This is a genomic window from Streptomyces fungicidicus (genome assembly GCF_003665435.1).
In the GTDB taxonomy this organism is placed as follows: domain Bacteria; phylum Actinomycetota; class Actinomycetes; order Streptomycetales; family Streptomycetaceae; genus Streptomyces; species Streptomyces fungicidicus.
Genome location: NZ_CP023407.1, coordinates 3,852,562 through 3,869,480, shown reverse-complemented (window position 1 = coordinate 3,869,480; position 16,919 = coordinate 3,852,562). Strand labels below are relative to the sequence as shown.

At 69.0% G+C, this 16,919-nt stretch carries 15 protein-coding genes and 1 tRNA gene; 5 read left to right on the top strand and 11 right to left on the bottom strand.

What is annotated here, in order from left to right:
- Positions 1 to 76 precede the first annotated feature (76 nt).
- Positions 77 to 205 (bottom strand): DLW-39 family protein, encoded by a 129-nt coding sequence (locus tag CNQ36_RS35280; protein ID WP_003999697.1) that lies wholly within the window; start codon positions 203 to 205, stop codon positions 77 to 79.
- Positions 206 to 468: 263 nt separating this feature from the next.
- Between CNQ36_RS35280 and CNQ36_RS17605 the strand changes: the two genes are divergently transcribed.
- Positions 469 to 909, top strand: coding sequence for a DUF6344 domain-containing protein (locus CNQ36_RS17605; protein ID WP_121546710.1), 441 nt, complete (start codon positions 469 to 471; stop codon positions 907 to 909).
- Positions 910 to 1,067: 158 nt separating this feature from the next.
- Here the strand turns inward: CNQ36_RS17605 and CNQ36_RS17600 are convergent, their stop codons facing one another.
- The 10 genes from CNQ36_RS17600 to dnaA all read right to left on the bottom strand — a co-directional run bounded on the left by CNQ36_RS17600 (position 1,068) and on the right by dnaA (position 14,363).
- Entirely contained in the window at positions 1,068 to 1,421 is a 354-nt protein-coding gene (locus CNQ36_RS17600) for a VOC family protein (RefSeq protein ID WP_121546709.1), read from the bottom strand.
- Positions 1,422 to 1,505: 84 nt separating this feature from the next.
- A tRNA-Ile gene (locus tag CNQ36_RS17595) sits at positions 1,506 to 1,582 on the bottom strand.
- A 121-nt stretch (positions 1,583 to 1,703) separates the two neighbouring features.
- Positions 1,704 to 2,450 carry a DUF3566 domain-containing protein gene (locus tag CNQ36_RS17590; protein ID WP_040906699.1) on the bottom strand — a complete coding sequence of 249 codons (747 nt, stop codon included), beginning with the start codon at positions 2,448 to 2,450 and terminating at the stop codon, positions 1,704 to 1,706.
- Between the two features lie 18 nt (positions 2,451 to 2,468).
- Entirely contained in the window at positions 2,469 to 5,066 is a 2,598-nt protein-coding gene (gyrA, locus tag CNQ36_RS17585; RefSeq protein WP_004929173.1) for a DNA gyrase subunit A, read from the bottom strand.
- Positions 5,067 to 5,108: 42 nt separating this feature from the next.
- Positions 5,109 to 7,169: a DNA topoisomerase (ATP-hydrolyzing) subunit B gene (gene gyrB / locus CNQ36_RS17580; protein WP_176117713.1), complete on the bottom strand. Its 2,061-nt coding sequence runs from the start codon at positions 7,167 to 7,169 to the stop codon at positions 5,109 to 5,111.
- A 432-nt stretch (positions 7,170 to 7,601) separates the two neighbouring features.
- The gene (locus tag CNQ36_RS17575; RefSeq protein ID WP_121546707.1) at positions 7,602 to 8,144 is read right to left on the bottom strand and encodes a DciA family protein; all 543 of its coding nucleotides are present in this window, start codon (positions 8,142 to 8,144) and stop codon (positions 7,602 to 7,604) included.
- Complete coding sequence (gene recF / locus CNQ36_RS17570) at positions 8,141 to 9,262, bottom strand: DNA replication/repair protein RecF (RefSeq protein ID WP_004929183.1); 1,122 nt, start codon at positions 9,260 to 9,262, stop codon at positions 8,141 to 8,143. The genes CNQ36_RS17575 and recF overlap by 4 nt, the downstream gene beginning before the upstream one ends.
- A 26-nt stretch (positions 9,263 to 9,288) precedes the next feature.
- A complete protein-coding gene (gene gnd, locus CNQ36_RS17565; protein WP_121546706.1) occupies positions 9,289 to 10,164 on the bottom strand; it encodes a phosphogluconate dehydrogenase (NAD(+)-dependent, decarboxylating) in 876 nt (291 codons plus the stop codon).
- A 143-nt stretch (positions 10,165 to 10,307) separates the two neighbouring features.
- Positions 10,308 to 11,438 (bottom strand): DNA polymerase III subunit beta, encoded by a 1,131-nt coding sequence (gene dnaN, locus CNQ36_RS17560; RefSeq protein WP_121546705.1) that lies wholly within the window; start codon positions 11,436 to 11,438, stop codon positions 10,308 to 10,310.
- A gap of 966 nt (positions 11,439 to 12,404) precedes the next feature.
- Positions 12,405 to 14,363, bottom strand: a complete 1,959-nt coding sequence (dnaA, locus tag CNQ36_RS17550; protein ID WP_121546703.1) for a chromosomal replication initiator protein DnaA — start codon at positions 14,361 to 14,363, stop codon at positions 12,405 to 12,407.
- A 375-nt stretch (positions 14,364 to 14,738) separates the two neighbouring features.
- Here dnaA and rpmH point away from each other — a divergent pair, with 375 nt between their 5' ends.
- The 4 genes from rpmH to yidC are packed head-to-tail and all read left to right on the top strand — an operon-like array spanning position 14,739 to position 16,918.
- Positions 14,739 to 14,876 carry a 50S ribosomal protein L34 gene (rpmH, locus tag CNQ36_RS17545; RefSeq protein WP_003956500.1) on the top strand — a complete coding sequence of 46 codons (138 nt, stop codon included), beginning with the start codon at positions 14,739 to 14,741 and terminating at the stop codon, positions 14,874 to 14,876.
- A gap of 21 nt (positions 14,877 to 14,897) precedes the next feature.
- Positions 14,898 to 15,269, top strand: a complete 372-nt coding sequence (gene rnpA, locus CNQ36_RS17540) for a ribonuclease P protein component (RefSeq protein ID WP_004929201.1) — start codon at positions 14,898 to 14,900, stop codon at positions 15,267 to 15,269.
- The gene (yidD, locus tag CNQ36_RS17535) at positions 15,266 to 15,640 is read left to right on the top strand and encodes a membrane protein insertion efficiency factor YidD (protein WP_121546702.1); all 375 of its coding nucleotides are present in this window, start codon (positions 15,266 to 15,268) and stop codon (positions 15,638 to 15,640) included. The genes rnpA and yidD overlap by 4 nt, the downstream gene beginning before the upstream one ends.
- Before the next feature lie 3 nt (positions 15,641 to 15,643).
- Positions 15,644 to 16,918 (top strand): membrane protein insertase YidC, encoded by a 1,275-nt coding sequence (gene yidC / locus CNQ36_RS17530; RefSeq protein ID WP_121546701.1) that lies wholly within the window; start codon positions 15,644 to 15,646, stop codon positions 16,916 to 16,918.
- Position 16,919: the final 1 nt, after the last annotated feature.

Here is a 16,919-nt window from a genome sequence, read left to right as displayed (position 1 = left end):
GTCGGCAAGGCCCCACCACACACAAAACCCCGACCGCGAGTGCGGCCGGGGTCTGTTCAGCGTCGTATGTCGGTACTCACGAACCCGTGGGCACGGAGTCAGTCGCCTCCGTCCACAGATCCTGCTCGGCGCGATCCGCCTGGATCTGGCGGTACACGAGGAGCCCGCCGATGGCGGCCAGTGCGACCAGGAGAAGCTTCTTCACCGCGCGACCTCGTCTTTCCTTGACGTAGGGGACCTCTGCCGCCCGACTATACACACCGGCCGATACCGATCGGTGACCTGCGTCGGCCCCTCCGACCACCCCCCGACACCGGGCGGTCCGGACAACTTTTCAGCCCTGCTGCGCCCATCCGAGTGGTGTTCATCTGAACATCCACGCGCCACGGGCGTCGGTCCCCCACTTCGCGAGCCGCATACACATCATGAGCAAAGTACGCAAATCGCCCAACCCGAAAGTGAGGGGCCATGGCCCGGAACAAGGTCATGAAGCTGTGGAACGCCGTCGTCACCGCCTTCCTGGCGCTGTGCACGGCGCTCGGACTCATCACCACGACCGCCTCCGCGGCGGTACCGCAGACCGATGAGGCGCGCAACAGCGACAGCACCCAGGGCTCGATCACCCTGACTACGCCCCTCGGGTCCTGGTCACTGGTCAGGGCCTTGCCCCCCACGATGAAACAGCGCATCCACGCCGAGGCCCACGGGAAGTCCCCCAGCTGCCGGCACAGTCCGCAAGCGGACACCACCGGCGGATCGGACCCCACGGCCCAGCAGGAACCCCCCGCTCAGCAGGATTCCGCCGCACAGCCGGAGTCCACCGGCCGGCAGGAACCCGCAGACTGCTCCGACGACACGACGTCGAGCCGCGCGGAGCCCGCAGCCGGCCGCATTCCCCTCCAGCGCTGACCCTCAGGCCCCGGCCCCTGCCGTTCCCGTGCCGTCCCGGCTCCCCGGAGTCCTGGCGAACTCGCGTACAGCCTCACGGCACGCCCCACCACGAAGACCCCCGGCCGCCATCGGCCCGGGGGTCTTCTGATGTGCACGCACAACGCTTCGGCCGGTGCTCACTGACTCCGTCGGCCGAGGACGCAGAACTCGTTGCCCTCGGGGTCCGCCATGACGACCCACGGCTGGTCCCCCTGACCGATGTCGACACGCCTCGCGCCATGAGCCTCGAGGCGGGCCACCTCGGCGTCCTGGTCGTCGGGCACGAAGTCGAGGTGGAGCCGGCTCTTGGCCTTCCTGGGCTCGTCGAGCAGGACGAACTCCAGCCCCGGCAGGCGGTCCCGCTCCGGCTGGATCGCGAACTCCACGTCGGAGACGTGGACCACGACCCACCCGAGGGCCTCGGCCCACCACTGCCCCAGGGCCTTCGGATCCGCCGAGTGGACGATCACATTGCGCCATTCCAAGGTCATCCGCAGAGCCTAGGTCCGCGCATCGGCCGATGTCAGCCGCATAACCAGAAGACCCCCAGCCGGTACCGGCTGGGGGTCTTTCGCTGGTGGGGCTAACAGGATTTGAACCTGTGGCCTCATCCTTATCAGGGATGCGCTCTAACCAACTGAGCTATAGCCCCGCCGCGCTCTGCGGTGTGTGTCCCGCGCGCTGACTCCTGAAGATTAGCGCACGACCGGGGCAGTCCCAAAATCGGTTGTCGCCGGTCCGCGCGGACGGGCCGGGCGAGGACCTGCGAGGGCTTACTCGTCCTCGGCGAGGGTCAGCTCGACGCCGCCCACGAAGCCCGCGGAGAGGTTGTAGATGAACGCGCCGAGGGTCGCCAGCGCCGTGGCCAGGACGACGTCGATGACCGCGATGATCGTCGTGAACATCAGGACGTTGGGCAGCGACAGGAACGACTGCAGGTCGAAGCCGTTCGACTCGTTGGAGCCGGTCGCCTCGGAGATGGTGCCGCCGACCGTCGAGAACACGCCCATGGCGTCCATGACCATCCACAGCACCGCCGCCGCGACGATCGTGCAGATGCCCAGCGCGATGGAGAGCAGGAAGCTGACCTTCATCACCGACCACGGGTCGGCCTTCGCCACGCGCAGGCGCGCCTTGCGCACACGCGGGGTGGTGCGCGCCCCCGTGCGGGGACGGCGGACCGCGCCGGTCCGCCCGGCCGCCGTACCGGACTGCGCCTGGTAGGCCTGCGGCGGGTGGTACGGGCCCGACTGCTGCTGCCCCTGGCGTTCCCCCGGCAGCGGCGAGGCCGTCTGGGCGCCGGCCCCCTGGCCGGACGCGGCCTGCTGCCCGCCTCGGGTGTCCGTCACGGTTCCCCCCTGGGATCCCTGCCTGCCGGACGAGGAGGCGTCCTTGGCGGGCGACTTGATCGCTTTGAGATTGGTCGTGTGCGGATCCGTCGCCCGCGCGGCGGAGCCACGGCCACCGCCGTCCGTTCCCCTACCGGTCCCGGTCGGTCCGGCGCCCGTGGCTCCGCTCACGCTGACTCACTCCTCGTGCTACTCGGCCGAGGGCGCCTCACCCTCGTCCGTACCGGCGGGCGCGGCCCCGTCGGCGGTCTCGTCCACGACCACGTCGCCGTCGACTTCCTCCGCCTCGCGTCCAGCCTCGGCGTTACGAGCGATGCCGACCACGGCATCGCGCTTGCCCAGATTGATCAGTTGGACGCCCATGGTGTCACGGCCGGTTTCCCTGATCTCGTTGACTCGCGTACGAATCACACCACCCGACAGCGTGATGGCGAGAATTTCGTCGGTCTCCTCGACCACCAGTGCCCCGACGAGGGAGCCGCGGTCCTCGACGATCTTGGCAGCCTTGATGCCGAGGCCGCCACGCCCCTGGACGCGGTACTCGTCGACCGCGGTCCGCTTCGCGTACCCGCCGTCTGTGGCAGTGAACACGAACGTACCGGGTCGAACAACATTCATCGAGAGCAGTTCGTCCCCTTCGCGGAAACTCATGCCCTTGACGCCCGAGGTCGCACGGCCCATGGGACGCAGCGTGTCGTCCGTGGCCGTGAACCTGATCGACTGCGCCTTCCTGCTGATCAGCAGGAGATCGTCGTCGGACGAGACGAGTTCGGCTCCGATCAGCTCGTCGTCGGTGCCGTCCTCCTGCTCGCGCAGGTTGATGGCGATCACACCGCCGGAGCGCGGGGAGTCGTAGTCCTTCAGCGACGTCTTCTTCACCAGGCCCGCCTTGGTGGCCAGGACCAGGTAGGGCACCGCCTCGTAGTCGCGGATCGCGCGGATCTGGGCGATCGTCTCGTCCGGCTGGAAGGCCAGCAGGTTCGCCACGTGCTGCCCGCGGGCGTCCCGGCCGGCGTCGGGGAGTTCGTAGGCCTTGACCCGGTAGACCCGGCCCTTGTTGGTGAAGAACAGCAGCCAGTGGTGGGTGGTGGACACGAAGAAGTGGTTGACGATGTCGTCTTCCTTGAGCTTCGTGCCGCGCACGCCCTTGCCGCCGCGCTTCTGGGCCCGGTAGTCGTCGGTCTTGGTGCGCTTGATGTAGCCGCCGCGCGTGACCGTGACGACGATGTCCTCCTCGGCGATCAGGTCCTCGATGGACATGTCGCCCTCATAGGGGATCAGCTTCGTCTTGCGGTCGTCGCCGAACTTCTCGACGATCGCGGCCAGCTCCTGGCTGACGATGCCGCGCTGGCGGACCGGCGAGGCGAGGATCTCGTTGTACTCGCTGATCTTCGCCTGGAGTTCGTCGTGCTCCTGGACGATCTTCTGACGCTCCAGGGCGGCCAGCCGGCGCAGCTGCATCTCGAGGATGGCGTTCGCCTGGATCTCGTCGATCTCCAGGAGGTCCATCAGGCCCCCGCGCGCGATCTCGACGGTGTCGCTGCGCCGGATCAGCGCGATGACCTCGTCGATGGCGTCCAGGGCCTTCAGCAGGCCGCGCAGGATGTGCGCCCGCTCCTCGGCCTTGCGCAGCCGGAAGCGCGTACGGCGGACGATGACCTCGATCTGGTGCGCCACCCAGTGCCGGATGAACGCGTCCAGGGACAGCGTGCGCGGCACACCGTCGACCAGGGCCAGCATGTTGGCGCCGAAGTTGGTCTGCAGGTCGGTGTGCTTGTACAGGTTGTTCAGCACGACCTTGGCGACCGCGTCCCGCTTCAGCACGATGACCAGGCGCTGGCCGGTGCGCGAGGACGTCTCGTCGCGCACGTCGGCGATGCCGCCGATCTTGCCGTCCTTCACCAGGTCGGCGATCTTCTGCGCCAGGTTGTCGGGGTTGGTCTGGTAGGGCAGCTCGGTGACCACCAGGCACTGGCGGTTCTGGATCTCCTCGACCTCGACCACCGCGCGCATGGTGATCGAGCCGCGGCCCGTGCGGTAGGCCTCCTCGATGCCTTTGCGGCCCACCACGAGGGCGCCGGTCGGGAAGTCGGGGCCCTTGATCCGGTCGATCAGCGCGTCGAGCAGCTCCTCGTGGGACGCCTCGGGGTTCTCCAGGTACCACTGGGCGCCGGCCGCGACCTCGCGCAGGTTGTGCGGCGGGATGTTGGTCGCCATGCCGACCGCGATACCGGCCGAGCCGTTGATCAGCAGGTTCGGGAAGCGGGCCGGAAGGACCGTCGGCTCCTGGGAGCGGCCGTCGTAGTTGTCCGTGAAGTCGACGGTCTCCTCGTCGATGTCGCGGACCATCTCCATCGACAGCGGCGCCATCTTGCACTCGGTGTAGCGCATCGCCGCCGCCGGGTCGTTGCCCGGGGAGCCGAAGTTGCCGTTGGAGTCCACCAGCGGCATCCGCATCGACCACGGCTGCGCCAGACGGACCAGCGCGTCGTAGATCGAGGAGTCGCCGTGCGGGTGGTAGTTGCCCATGACGTCGCCGACGACGCGCGCGCACTTGTAGAAGCCGCGCTCGGGGCGGTAGCCGCCGTCGTACATGGCGTACAGCACGCGGCGGTGGACGGGCTTGAGGCCGTCACGGACGTCGGGCAGCGCACGCGAGACGATGACGGACATCGCGTAGTCGAGGTACGAGCGCTGCATCTCCGTCTCGAGCCCGACGGGCTCGACGCGCATCGCGGCCGCGTCCACGTCCTCGAGAGGGGTGACGGGAGTGTTCTCGTCGGTCATTGCTGGTGAAGATCCTTCCCTGTGCGGTCAGCTGAGACCGACTCAGATGTCGAGGAACCGGACGTCCTTGGCGTTGCGCTGGATGAACGCGCGGCGGGCCTCGACGTCCTCGCCCATCAGGACCGAGAACAGGTCGTCGGCCTGGGCGGCGTCGTCCAGGGTGACCTGGCCGAGGACGCGGTGCTCCTGGTCCATCGTGGTGATGCGCAGCTCCTCGGCGTTCATCTCGCCGAGGCCCTTGAAGCGCTGGACGGAGTCCTCACGGATGCGCTTGCCGGCGTTGCGGCCCATCTCGATCAGCGCGTCGCGCTCCCGGTCGGAGTACGCGTACTCGAAGTCGTCCCTGCCCCACTTGATCTTGTAGAGCGGCGGACGGGACAGGAACACGTGCCCGGCCTCGACCAGCGGCCGCATGAAGCGGAACAGGAAGGTCAGCAGCAGGGTGTTGATGTGCTGGCCGTCGACGTCGGCGTCCGCCATCAGGATGATCTTGTGATAGCGGAGCCTCTCGATGTCGAAGTCCTCGTGCACACCGGTGCCGAACGCGGAGATCATCGCCTGGATCTCCTGGTTCTGCAGGATCCGGTCGATGCGCGCCTTCTCGACGTTGAGGATCTTTCCGCGGATCGGGAGGATCGCCTGGTACTGCGGGTTCCGGCCGGACTTGGCCGAACCGCCGGCGGAGTCGCCCTCGACGATGAAGATCTCGCACTTGACGGGGTCGTTCGACTGGCAGTCGGACAGCTTGCCCGGCAGGGAGGCCGACTCCAGCAGGCCCTTGCGGCGGGTCAGGTCGCGCGCCTTGCGGGCCGCCACCCGCGCGGTGGCCGCCGCGATGCCCTTGCGGATGATGTCCGCGGCCTCGTTGGGGTTGCGGTCCAGCCAGTCGTTGAGGTGCTCGTAGACGACCTTCTGCACGAAGGTCTTCACCTCGGTGTTGCCCAGCTTGGTCTTGGTCTGGCCCTCGAACTGCGGCTCGGCCAGCTTGACCGAGATGATCGCGGTCAGACCCTCGCGGATGTCGTCACCCGTGAGGTTGTCGTCCTTGTCGCGCAGCAGCTTCTTGTCGCGCGCGTACTTGTTGATGAGGGAGGTGAGCGCCGCGCGGAAGCCCTCCTCGTGCGTACCGCCCTCGTGGGTGTGGATGATGTTGGCGAACGAGTACACGCCCTCGGTGTAGCCGCCGTTCCACTGCATGGCGACCTCGAGGGACAGGTGCCTGTCCCTGTCCTCGGCCTCGAGGTCGATCACGGTGGGGTGCACCAGCTCTCCCTTGCGGGAGTTGAGGTACTTCACGAAGTCGACGATGCCGCCCTCGTAGTGGTACGAGACGCTCTTGACCTCGTGCTTCTCGTCCTCACCCGCCTCGTCCGCACCGGCGGTGGCCTTCGCCGACTCGCGCTCGTCGGTGAGGTTGATCTTCAGGCCCTTGTTGAGGAAGGCCATCTCCTGGAAGCGCCGGGAGAGCGTCTCGAAGGAGTAGTCGGTGGTCTCGAAGATGTCGCCGTCGGCCCAGAAGGTGACCGACGTGCCGGTCTCCTCGGTGGCCTCGTGCCGGGCGAGCGGCGCCGTGGGGACGCCCAGCTTGTACTCCTGCGTCCAGCGGTGGCCGTCGGTTTTGACCTCCACGGCGACCCTGGTGGAGAGGGCGTTGACGACGGAGACGCCCACGCCGTGCAGACCGCCGGAGACCGCGTAACCGCCGCCGCCGAACTTGCCGCCCGCGTGCAGCACGGTCAGCACGACCTCGACGGCGGGCTTGCCCTCGGACGGGACGATGCCCACCGGGATGCCGCGGCCGTTGTCGACGACCCGGACGCCGCCGTCGGCGAGGATCGTCACGTCGATCGTGTCCGCGTGACCGGCCAGCGCCTCGTCGACGGAGTTGTCGACGACCTCCTGCACCAGGTGGTGCAGTCCTCGCTCACCGGTCGAGCCGATGTACATACCGGGTCGCTTGCGGACCGCGTCCAGACCCTCGAGGACGGTGATGGCACTGGCGTCGTACGAGGCGGTGCCCTCGCTGCCCGAGGTGGCCGCCGCGCTGTTCACGCCGGCGTCGGTGGACGGGATGTTCTCGTTGGGGTTGCCGGAATCGGCCACGAAGCGCCCTTTCTGGCACAGCACGAGCCGGGCTCGGCGGCAGGTTGCCGGAGCGGCTGCGGCATGTTGCGTTGGTAAGCCTTGATCAGCGTTGCTCAGCTTTTCCCGGGCAGTCCCCACGGTCGGGGCGGGATTGTCTTCCAGTCTACCGGTAGCACTGACATCGATGGGGGTTTGCCGGTACCTGGGTTCGCATGTGCCGCCCTCAACCGGTCTCGTCCGACTCCCGATATGCGGATGGGGTCCCCGAGAGCCCCACGAGGCCACTCAGCGCTTCCGGCCGTCAACCCTTGGCTACTTAGGAGTCAGGTGGCGATTCGCCACCCTGTACGGGCGTCCGGCGCACCGGTCGCCGGACACCCGACCGCCCTGCTGAGAGACGTGCTGTGATGTCCATCACGTGGGGCTCACGGGCGGAAAACGGGGCGCGTCTCACCCGTATGTGTCGCCGGGACCCACGCTTCCGGGAGCCCGCAGCGGCCCGAAACGACGGGCCGGGCCGCCGGGGCCGACGACCTTGATCAGCCGCACCGTGCCGTGCCCGAGGTCCTCGTTGAGACGCGCGACCAGGGTCGGCGCGAGCAGGCGCAGATTCGTCGCCCACGCCGTGGAGTCGCAGCGCACCACCAGCACCCGCTCGCCCTCGTCGTACCGTTCCGGCTCGCAGTGCTTGGCCACGTCCTCGCCGACGATCTCCGGCCAGCGCCCCATCACCCCGCCCACGGCGGCCGGGGCCTCCCAGCCGCGCTCGGTGAGCAGTCGGCTGATCGCCGAGCCGAGCGCCATCGGGTCACGCCGGTCGGCCCGCGCTCCGGACCGCAGTCCACCGCGCCGCGCCTGCTTCCGCTGCTGGGCCGCGTCCCCGCGCGCGCGAGCCGCTTCCCTGGCCGCGCGCAGCGCCACCCGCGCGAGATCGACACCGGAGGGCTCGGGGGCCTTCCCGGCGCCGCCTCCCGTCGAGTCCCGCTCGCTCATACGCGCTCCACCGTCCCCTCGGCCACGGTGAACCGCGTACCCGCCAGCACATGGGGTACGTCGTCGTCCACGGCCGCGGTGACCAGCACCTGCTCGCCCGGGGCGACCAGCTCGGCCAGGCGCTCGCGGCGCCGCGTGTCCAGCTCGGCGAAGACGTCGTCGAGCACCAGGACCGGCTCGTTGCCCTCGGCGCGCAGCAGGTCGTAGGAGGCCAGCCGCAGCGCCAGCGCGTACGACCAGGACTCGCCGTGGGAGGCGTAGCCCTTGGCGGGCAGCCGGCCCAGCTTGAGCAGCAGGTCGTCGCGGTGCGGGCCGACCAGGGTGACGCCCCGCTCGATCTCCTGCTTGCGCGCCTCCGCCAGGGCCGCCATCAGCTGCTCGAACAGGTCCTCGCGGGTGTCGGCCTCGCCGGGCGCGGACGGCTTGTACTCCAGGGTGAGCGGCCCCCCGCCGGGCGCGAGCTGCTCGTACGCCTTGTCGGCCAGCGGCTGGAGCGCGCCGATCAGGTCGAGCCGCCGCGCCAGCAGCTCGGCGCCCGCGTGCGCGAGGTGCTGGTCCCAGACGTCGAGGGTGGACAGGTCCAGGGTGCGGCCGCCGTGCCGGCGGGCCAGCGCGGCCGACTTCAGCAGGGTGTTGCGCTGCTTGAGCACCCGGTCGTAGTCCGACCGCACACCGGCCATGCGCGGGGAGCGCGCGGTGATCAGCTCGTCCAGGAACCGGCGCCGCTCACCGGGGTCGCCCTTGATCAGGGCGAGGTCCTCCGGCGCGAACAGCACCGTGCGCACGATGCCCAGCACGTCCCTCGGCCTGACCTGCGAGGACCTGTTGATGCGGGCGCGGTTGGCGCGGCCCGGGTTCAGCTCCAGCTCGACCAACTGCTGCCGCTCGCCCTGCCGGACCTGGGCCCGGACGATCGCGCGGTCGGCGCCCATGCGGACCAGGGGCGCGTCGGAGGAGACGCGGTGGCTGCCGAGGGTGGCGAGATAGCCGACCGCCTCGACCAGGTTCGTCTTGCCCTGCCCGTTGGGCCCGACGAAGGCCGTCACCCCCGGGCCGAGCGGGACCTCGACCCGGGGATAGGACCGGAAGTCGGCCAGCGACAGATGCGTGACGTGCATGGTCGTTCCGCCGACCTCCCTGTGGATTACTTCTTCTCGACCGCGTGGCCGCCGAACTGGTTCCGCAGCGCCGCGATCATCTTCATCTGCGGCGAGTCCTCCTGACGGGAGGCGAACCGCGCGAACAGCGAGGCGGTGATCGCCGGCAGCGGGACCGCGTTGTCGATGGCGGCCTCCACAGTCCAGCGTCCCTCACCGGAGTCCTGTGCATAACCCCGGAGCCCGTCCAAGTGCTCGTCCTCGTCGAGGGCGTTGACCGCGAGGTCGAGCAGCCAGGAGCGGATGACGGTGCCCTCCTGCCAGGAGCGGAACACCTCCCGGACGTCGGTCACCGAGTCGACCTTCTCCAGCAGCTCCCAGCCCTCGGCGTAGGCCTGCATCATGGCGTACTCGATGCCGTTGTGGACCATCTTCGCGAAGTGGCCCGCGCCGACCTTGCCCGCGTGCACCGAGCCGAAGTCGCCCTCCGGCCGGAGGGCGTCGAATATCGGCTGCACCTTGGCGACGTTCTCCTTGTCGCCGCCGTACATCAGCGCGTAGCCGTTCTCCAGGCCCCAGACACCGCCGGAGACGCCGCAGTCGACGAAGCCGATGCCCTTGGCCGCCAGCTGCTCGGCGTGCTTTTCGTCGTCCGTCCAGCGGGAGTTGCCGCCGTCCACCACGACGTCACCCGGCTCGAGCAGCTCGGCGAGCTCGTCGACGGTGGACTGGGTCGGCCCGCCCGCCGGAACCATCACCCACACCACACGCGGGCCGCTGAGCTTGCCCACAAGCTCCTGCAGGCTGTGGACGTCGGCGAGGTCCGGGTTGCGGTCGTATCCGAAGACGGTGTGACCCGCGCGGCGAATCCGCTCGCGCATGTTGCCGCCCATCTTGCCGAGGCCGACGAGACCGAGCTCCATCAGTTGTGTTCCTTAGGTATGCGACGTGGCGTGACGGCACGTACGTGCCGGCGTCCGAGCCTAAACCCGGACGCCCGCGCACATCTGTGGGCATACGCGCTCATGCGCACGCCCTCACCTGCGGATTCACCCCAGGACGGCGGTCAGCCGCTGAGCCGCACCGGCATGATCAGGTACTTGTAGGCGTCGTCCGCCTCCGCGTCCACCGCCGGGCGGCCGCTGAGCAGCGCCGGCTTGGTGGACGTGGTGAAGGACAGCTGGGCCACGGGGGAGTCGATGGCGCTCAGCCCGTCCAGCAGGAACGTCGGGTTGAAGGCGATCGAGATGTCGTCGCCCTCCAGCTGGGCGTCGACCCTTTCCACAGCCTGTGCGTCGTCGCTGGAACCGGCCTCCAGGATGAGCACGCCCTGCTCGAAGCTCAGCCGCACCGGGGTGTTGCGCTCGGCGACCAGGGCCACGCGCTTGACGGCCTCCACGAAGGGGGCGGTCTCGATCACGGCGACGCTGTTGAACTCGGTCGGGAACAGCGTGCGGTACTTCGGGAGGTCGCCCTCCAGCAGCCGCGTGGTGGTACGGCGGCCGGCACCCTCGAAACCGATCAGGCCCTCGCCCGCGCCCGAGCCGGACAGCGCCAGGATGACCTGGTCACCGCTGGTCAGCGCCTTGGCGGTGTCCTGGAGGGTCTTGGCGGGCACCAGGGCGACCGCGGAGACATCGGGGTTCTCCGGCTTCCACAGGAACTCGCGGACCGCGAAGCGGTAGCGGTCGGTGGAGGCCAGCGTGACGGTGTCGCCCTCGATCTCGATGCGCACACCGGTGAGGACCGGCAGCGTGTCGTCGCGGCCTGCCGCGATGGCGACCTGCTGCACCGCGGAGGCGAAGACCTCGCCGGGGACCGTGCCCGTCGCGTTCGGCATCTGAGGCAGGGCCGGGTACTCCTCCACAGGCAGGGTGTGGAGTGTGAACCGCGAGGAGCCGCACACCACCGTCGCCCGTACACCGTCTGTGGAAATCTCCACCGGCCGGTTGGGGAGGGCGCGCGAGATGTCGGCCAGCAGACGGCCGGAGACGAGGACGGTGCCCTCCTCCTCGGTCTCGGCGTCCACCGACACCCTCGCGGAGACCTCGTAGTCGAAGCTCGACAGGCTCAGCTTGCCGTCCTCGGCCTTCAGGAGCAGGCCGGCGAGGACAGGGGCCGGCGGACGGGCCGGAAGGCTGCGAGCCGCCCAGGCCACTGCCTCCGCGAGTACGTCGCGTTCCACCCGGATCTTCACTGTTGCCGCCTCCTGCTGTTGCCGGCGCTTCTCGCCCTGCCTGGCTTCCGTCGTCTGACTCGGTGTCGTCGGCCCCTGTGACGGGAAGGACACCGGGGACCAGTCTGACGCACCGCACTGACAGTAGGTGCCCCTCGGGGTCAAGTCGTGCCGGGTGGCAGTTGGGGCCGAGACACCGAGTTGTGCACAGGGCCTCCTTCGAAACGGATTCCTCGCTCTCTCTAGTTGGGAGTAGTAGTAGGGCCTGTGGATACCGTGGATAACCTCGTTTGCGCAGGTCAGCACCGATATTTTGTCCACCGCCCCTGTGGGCGGAGGCAGTGGACAACCGGGCCTCTCTGTGGAGAACAGAAAGTTCTGCACATCGCGTGCACAGGGAGGGGCGAGTTCTCCCCAGGTCCGTCCCCAGGTTTGCGGGCCTTTCCCACAGCCCCTCGCGGCAGCCCGGTGTGACGCCTTTCACTCGGGACGGTGAGAGGGCGCGTCGCGTTGCCGAACAGTGGACAGCCATGTGGAGAAGTGGGTGATCGCTGGGGACAACCGCCCTCAGCCTGTGGGTTGCCCGTGGACAACGCGACACGCGGCTGAGCGGCCCGCGCTTTGTCCACAGTCTGTGGAGATCGTTCGTCCACGTTTCCACAGCCGGTTGACCTGGCCTGATGATCCCTCAACAGGCGTGCCTGTGGAAAGAATCGGGACAACTTCCCGGTCCCCAGGATGTGGACGGGAAAAAGTCGCCGAATCTGTGGAGGAAGGCCGTAACCCCGTCCCGGAATCGAACAGAGCGGGTGCGCCGGGGAGGCCGGCCGGCGGTCGGCCGGCGGCCGACCGTGGGTCGCCGCGGGCCTCCGGGGCCCCTCAAGGGGGCTCGGGAGGCTCGAGAGGGCTCGGGGCGGGACACGAAGAAGGGCGCCCCCGGATCGCTCCGGGGGCGCCCTCGACCCAAGTCGTCCGGCGGTGGGCCGCTCAGCCGGCCTTGATGCGGTTGGTGAGCTCCGTGACCTGGTTGTAGATGGAGCGCCGCTCGGCCATCAGATTGCGGATCTTGCGGTCGGCGTGCATCACCGTGGTGTGGTCCCGGCCGCCGAACAGCGCGCCGATCTTCGGCAGGGAGAGGTCCGTCAGCTCGCGGCACAGGTACATGGCGATCTGGCGGGCCGTGACCAGCTGGCGGCCCCGGGAGCTGCCGCACAGGTCCTCGACCGTGAGGCCGAAGTAGTCCGCCGTGGCGCCCATGATGGCCGTCGAGGTGATCTCCGGCGTCGAGTCGTCACCGCCGGGCATCAGGTCCTTGAGGACGATCTCCGTGAGGCCCAGGTCCACCGGCTGCCGGTTGAGCGAGGCGAACGCCGTCACCCGGATCAGCGCGCCCTCCAGCTCACGGATGTTCCGCGAGATCCGGGAGGCGATGAACTCCAGCACCTCCGGCGGGGCGTTCAGCTGCTCCTGCACCGCCTTCTTGCGCAGGATCGCGATGCGCGTCTCCAGCTCCGGCGGCTGGACGTCGGTGATCAGGCCCCACTCGAAACGGTTCCGCAGCCGGTCCTCCAGCGTGACCAGCTGCTTGGGCGGCCGGTCGCTGGAGAGCACGATCTGCTTGTTGGCGTTGTGGAGCGTGTTGAAGGTGTGGAAGAACTCCTCCTGCGTCGACTCCTTGTCCGCCAGGAACTGGATGTCGTCGACGAGCAGGATGTCCATCTCGCGGTACCGCTTGCGGAAGCTGTCGCCCTTGCCGTCGCGGATGGAGTTGATGAACTCGTTGGTGAACTCCTCGGAGCTCACGTACCGCACCCGGGTGCCGGGGTAGAGGCTTCGCGCGTAGTGCCCGATCGCGTGCAGCAGGTGTGTCTTGCCGAGCCCCGACTCCCCGTAGATGAACAGCGGGTTGTACGCCTTCGCCGGCGCCTCGGCGACGGCGACCGCGGCCGCGTGCGCGAAGCGGTTGGACGCGCCGATGACGAAGGTGTCGAAGAGGTACTTCGGGTTCAGCCGCGCGGTCGGCTCACCGGGGCCGGTCGCCGGCGCCGGCTGCGCGGCCAGCGGGCCGGGCGCGCCGGTGGTGGGCAGGTTCGGGCCCACCGGGCCGCCGCGGTGGACGTGCCCGGAGCCGGGGGGCGGTTCGGGCAGCTCGCGGCGCCGGGCGTCGCGCTGGTCGTAGTCGCCGCGCGACGGCTCGTAGTCGGAGCGCTGCTGGTCGTACGGCGGGCGGTCCATGGGCTGCGGGCGGTAGTCCTGCGCGGGCGGGCCGCCGTAGCCGTCCTGGGAGCCGTACGAGTCCGGGGAGCCGTAGGCGCCGTCCTGCGGGGGCGAGGCGTACGGGTCACGCTCGGGGAAGCCGAGGCGCTGCTGCTGCCAGCCGTACTCCTCCTGCCCCGGCCGCGGCCAGGAGCCGGGCTCCGGGCGCTGGTACTCCGACGGGTAGGCGGGGCGCGCGGTGGGGAGCTGGTCGCCGGAGTGCTGGTCGGCGCGGCGGCGGCCGTAGCCGTCGTAGCCGTCGTACGTCTCGTAGGGCTCGCGGTCCTGCCGGTCCTGCCGGTCCTGCCGCTCAAGGCGGTCGGGGCGGTCGGGGCGGTCCTGGCGGCCGGGCGGGAGCTCGGGCTCCTCGTAGCGCGGCTGGGGACGCGGCACCGGCGGTGGCGAGGGCTCGCCGACGGTGTCGTCGACGGTAATCGCGATGCGGATCGGGCGGCCGCACTCCCGGCTCAGGGTCTCGCTGACGACGGGCGCGAGGCGGCCCTCGAGCACGCCCTTGGCGAATTCGTTGGGCACGGCGAGCAGGGCCGTGTCGGCGACGAGTGCCAGGGGCTGGCAGCGCCGGATCCAGTGTTCGTCCTTGCCCTCGACTCCCTGCCCGCGGCCTTCGCCGAGGAGTTGCTCCAGGACGCGTGGCCACACTGCGGCAAGATCGGCAGGTACGTCAGCCACAGGGCACGCTCTCTCACAGGTCCCTCGATCGTGTGAAGCGAAGGACGGGTCGGGATGTAAATCGGGTGGTGAAGGGTCAAGGGAACGAATCGGAGTCCAGTCACGGTAGTCAGCGCGGCCGGTACGGTTCAAGTTGTTGTCCCCAGGCTGTGGACAAGTGTCCCCCGGCCGTCGCCGGTTTGACCGAATGGCGCAGCCGCGCGTACCGTAAACAGGTCGAGTTGTCGATGGCTGCTGCCGCCTGCCTCCGATGGGCACAGATCGCGCAAGTTGATCGGTCAGCGGTGCACTCGGGCGTAACGCGAGCTACTCGTGGGCGCACGGTGACAGCCAAGACGGCACCCCGCAAACACCGAGTCTTTCTGGAGCCCCCGAGTGAGCAAGCGCACCTTCCAGCCGAACAACCGTCGCCGCGCCAAGACCCACGGCTTCCGGCTGCGTATGCGCACCCGTGCCGGCCGCGCGATTCTCGCGTCCCGCCGCAGCAAGGGTCGCGCCCGTCTGTCCGCCTGATCCCAATCGGGTCATGACGTCGTGCTGCCCACCGAGAACCGGCTGAGGCGGCGCGAGGACTTCGCGACCGCGGTACGACGGGGTCGCCGGGCTGGGAACCGGCATCTCGTCGTCCACCTTCGTAGCGGTGCCACGGACCCGCATGCGCCTGGGGAGAGCGCTCCCCCGTCGCGTGCGGGTTTCGTCGTGAGCAAGGCCGTGGGTGGTGCGGTGGTGCGCAACAAGGTGAAGCGCAGGCTTCGCCATCTGATGCGCCAGCGAGTCGACCGGCTGCCCCCCGGTAGCCTGGTAGTCGTACGAGCGCTGCCCGGTGCGGGTGACGCCGACCATGCACAGCTGGCCCGAGACCTGGACGCCGCCCTGCGGCGGCTGCTGGGAGGGGGCGCGCGATGAAGTACCCACTGCTTGCCCTGATCAAGATCTACCAGTGGACGATCAGTCCGCTGCTGGGGCCGGTGTGCAAGTACTACCCGTCGTGCTCCCACTACGGGTACACGGCCATCGACCGGCACGGTGCCATCAAGGGCACAGCACTCACGGCCTGGCGCATCCTGCGGTGCAATCCGTGGTCGCTGGGCGGTGTGGACCATGTTCCGCCGCGCAAGCGTCCGCGGTGGCACGAAATGCTGCGTAACGCCTGGCGTGCACGCAGGGGCGGGACCTCCGCCGCCGAACCGGCCACCGAGGGACAGACCTCTCCCACAGGTCAGACAAGTCCCCCGAGCCCGGCCGCAGAGACCCCGTCCCATGCCCAAGGAGCATGATTAGTGGACACGATTGCCAGCCTCTTCAGCTTCATCACAACCCCTGTCTCCTGGGTCATCGTCCAGTTCCACAGCGTGTACGGCGCCGTCTTCGGCCCTGACACCGGATGGGCCTGGGGCCTGTCCATCGTGTCCCTGGTGATCCTGATCCGCATCTGCCTGATCCCGCTCTTCGTGAAGCAGATCAAGGCCACGCGCGCGATGCAGACTCTCCAGCCGGAGATGAAGAAGATCCAGGAGCGCTACAAGAACGACAAGCAGCGCCAGTCCGAAGAGATGATGAAGCTCTACAAGGAGACGGGCACCAACCCGCTCTCCTCGTGTCTTCCCATCCTGGCCCAGTCGCCGTTCTTCTTCGCCCTGTACCACGTGCTCAACAGCATCGCGTCGAACGACACCATCGGCGTGATCAACACCCGGCTGCTGGAGAGCGCCCAGAAGGCGCACATCTTCGGCGCCCCGCTCGCGGCGAAGTTCACGGACAGCTCGGCCAAGGTCGAGGCGCTCAACTCCTCGCTGACCGACGTCCGCGTCGTCACGGCCATCATGATCGTGCTGATGTCGCTGTCGCAGTTCTACACGCAGCGCCAGCTGATGACGAAGAACGTCGACACCACGGTGAAGACGCCGTTCATGCAGCAGCAGAAGATGCTGATGTACGTCTTCCCCGTCATCTTCGCCGTCTTCGGCATCAACTTCCCGGTCGGTGTCCTCGTCTACTGGCTGACCACCAACGTGTGGACCATGGGCCAGCAGATGTACGTCATCCACAACAACCCCACGCCGGGTTCCAAGGCCCAGGCCGCCTACCTGGAGCGCCTCACCAAGCACGTCACCCACCAGGGCAAGACCCGCAACCGTCGTGAGCGGGCCATCGTCAAGGCCATCGTCGCCAAGGGCCGGGATCGCAACGAGTACGAGCGGAAGTTCATCAACGGTCTGAACAAGGCGGGGCTCGCGGCTCAGGCCGACGGCATGGTGATCAAGAGCGAGGGCACCGCCGCCGCCCAGTCCGATGACGGTACGCCGGGCACCGGGGCCGCTCCCAAGCGGCAGCAGCCCAAGCGGCAGTCCAAGTCCCAGCGCCAGACCGGTCCGGCCAAGGCAGCCGGTGAACCCACCTCGCTGACCAAGTCCGACGACGAGCCCGAGGACGACGGCAAGCCCGCGGCCCCCGCCAAGAAGGGCGGCGCCAAGCCCGCCGGCAGCACCCGCAGCAGGGCCCAGTCCGGGCAGCGCAAGGGCCCGCAGCGGCCCAAGTCCTCGTCCAAGAAGTAAG